Annotated in this window: 2 protein-coding genes; one reads left to right on the top strand and one right to left on the bottom strand. The window is 51.3% G+C overall.

Annotated elements, in window-relative coordinates; all coding sequences use genetic code 11:
• The coding region (locus EKM95_RS11375; protein WP_164510203.1) for a sensor histidine kinase at positions 1 to 1,267 on the bottom strand (1,267 nt) is incomplete at its 3' end.
• A gap of 250 nt (positions 1,268 to 1,517) precedes the next feature.
• On the opposite strand from EKM95_RS11375, the gene EKM95_RS11370 reads away from it, so the two are divergent.
• On the top strand, positions 1,518 to 2,456 hold the full coding sequence (locus EKM95_RS11370; protein ID WP_125698548.1) for an ABC transporter permease: 939 nt from the start codon (positions 1,518 to 1,520) through the stop codon (positions 2,454 to 2,456).
• Positions 2,457 to 2,488: the final 32 nt, after the last annotated feature.

Below are 2,488 nucleotides of genomic sequence, written 5' to 3'. Positions count from 1 at the left end.
TCGCAACGCTCCAAACGTTGCTTTCAGACCGGCCAGATGCGATTTCATGTCCCAAATACCGAGGTGAATAATCCAGGCGCATATATTTGGTCGCCGACATGATCAGGTCCGACATATGATCCATTTCGTTCATCTGAATCATGGAAAACAGCGTCGTGAGGATGTTCAGGTAAAAATGCGGGCGAATCTGAAGCTGCATGAACTGGATCTGGCTCTTTTTCTGCTGGATCTCATTTTCATAAAGCGACAGTTTCAGGCTGCGCACCTGCGTCATCAGCGTGTGGAACTGCTCATTGACGTTTTCCAGCTCCTTGATGCGCGACGCATCGAGGTTCGGCCCGTCCGGATCGGCGGTCATCATCTTGACGGCGCTGGAGAATTCGCGCAGCGGAATGGCGAAGTTGCGCCATAGATAGATCACCGCAAAGATCGCCCCACCGCCGATGATGGTGGTCAGGATCACTAGGATGATCTGCAGGACCGTGAATTTTTCCGTCTGGCTGTACTGATCGAGCTGCACGTTGAACGAGAATGGCAACGTACGCGCCCGGTCGGTGGTCTTCATGTAGCGGGTGCCGGATTTGACCAGCGCCGGGTGCTTTCCTTTAATGAGGTCTTGGCCATCGAGGCGCAGATAGGCAAAATCCTGCGGGGTCAGGTAGTCATTTTGAATCGGGCCGGTCAGGGCACTGACGGCGACCACGCAAAATAGGACCGTATCCTGATAGCGCACCTCGTGGTAGAGGTAATATTTGCCACTGACCACGATCGGCTTCCACGGCTCGGCGATGATCGTCGTCTTGGTCGCCCAGCCATCGACTAATTGCGACTGGATCTTGCCATAATCCTCATAGTCGACTTGAAGCGGCGACACATTGGTGAAATACCCAGTCTTTGAGGAAAAATAATAGAACTGATACGCCGTGCCGGTGGAATACTGCTGGTCGGAGACGCGCTGGCGAAACCCATCCAGCGGCTTGATCATCGCCGCGATATCCGTTGTCGGCGAAAGGCCAGCCAATTTTTTGAGATTGGGATCGTTGACCGTCGAATACACCATGAAGTGGTCGATTGCCTTGAAGCGAGTGGAAACGTCTTCAAGATAGATGCTGATGGTGTTTTCGAGCCGCCGCACGCGCTCGGCCCGGGAATAATGCACCGTGACCACCAATAGCACAATGTTGAGGACCCCCAGGAGCAACAAGCCGCCCATCAAAAAGCGGATATAGCGATTGATCGAATACCCCGTTTGCCGCTGTTCCGTCATTTTCGCCCCTCCCCCGTCTGTGCTTCTTCAGTATAACGTGTTATCCGCCGGCCGGTTGTCCCTATCCCGGCATTTTTTGACATTATCCGGATATCGGCTCCGTTTTGTGCATTCAAGATGATTATCAGTGATAACCATCGCCGCTTGCGATTTTTTGGCCTCATCCGAATAGTGCAAGAAATCCCCTTATTAGTTATAGCCTCTCTGAAAGCGTCTACAGTACGATAAGACCATGAAAGGAGGGGCAATCATGGAGGCACAAGCGGCATTAAGTATCAAAGACGATCCAGAGGTCATCGCGCATCGCAAGCTGTTGCGCCGCCGCAATCTCAAGCGGAGCTTACCGCTGTACGTCTTACTGTTACCATCAGCCATTTTGTTGCTCGTATTCGCCTATGTGCCGCTTTATGGGTTGGTGATGGCGTTTCAGAATTATTCACCGGCACTCGGGGTCTTTCACAGTCCATTCGTCGGAATGAAGAACTTCATTCAATACTTCCATTCCTACCAGTTCCCGATCACCTTGAAAAATACGTTGGTGATCTCGATCTACAGTTTGGTCGTGAACACCCCACTGCCAGTCGCACTGGCGATCTTAACGAACCAGATGCGCAAGCAAGGGTTCAAGAAAGTCTTCCAGGTGATCTCTTACCTGCCGCATTTCATCAGTACGATGGTCATGTGCGGGATGGTGCTGATCTTCCTGTCACCACAATCCGGGCTGTTCGCCAATATCTTCCACTTGTTTGGCGCCAAACTTCCGGATCTGATGTCAGACGCTGGTTCTTTTGCCCATGTGTATGTCTGGTCGGATGTGTGGCAGCATCTCGGCTGGAATAGCATCATTTATATCGCAGCGCTGTCTGCGATCGATCCAACGTATTATGAAGCGGCGACGATGGATGGCGCCACGGCTTGGCAAAAGATTCGGCACATCGATATTCCAATGATCATGCCGACCGTGATGATCATCTTGATCATGAGCGTGGGTAATCTCTTGAATGTCGGGTTTGAAAAAGTCTTGCTGCTGCAAAACCCATTAAACTTGGCCGGAAGCGAGATCATCTCCACTTACGTTTACAAGATTGGGCTGCAAAACTTCCAATACAGTCTGTCGACGGCGATCGGCCTATTCAATACCGTCCCTGGATTATTCATAGAATTTCAAAAAAGCAGCGCAATCCCATGATTCACACGGGACTGCGCTGCTTTGGTGTTTCA

The organism is Lacticaseibacillus yichunensis, from assembly GCF_003946405.1.
GTDB classification, from domain to species: domain Bacteria; phylum Bacillota; class Bacilli; order Lactobacillales; family Lactobacillaceae; genus Lacticaseibacillus; species Lacticaseibacillus yichunensis.
This window is presented reverse-complemented; position numbering and strand designations above follow the sequence as displayed.

Bases quoted from the DNA above. Each gene is read 5' to 3' on its own strand.
- EKM95_RS11370 (WP_125698548.1), top strand. From the start codon at position 1,518: ATGGAGGCACAAGCGGCATTAAGTATCAAAGACGATCCAGAGGTCATC.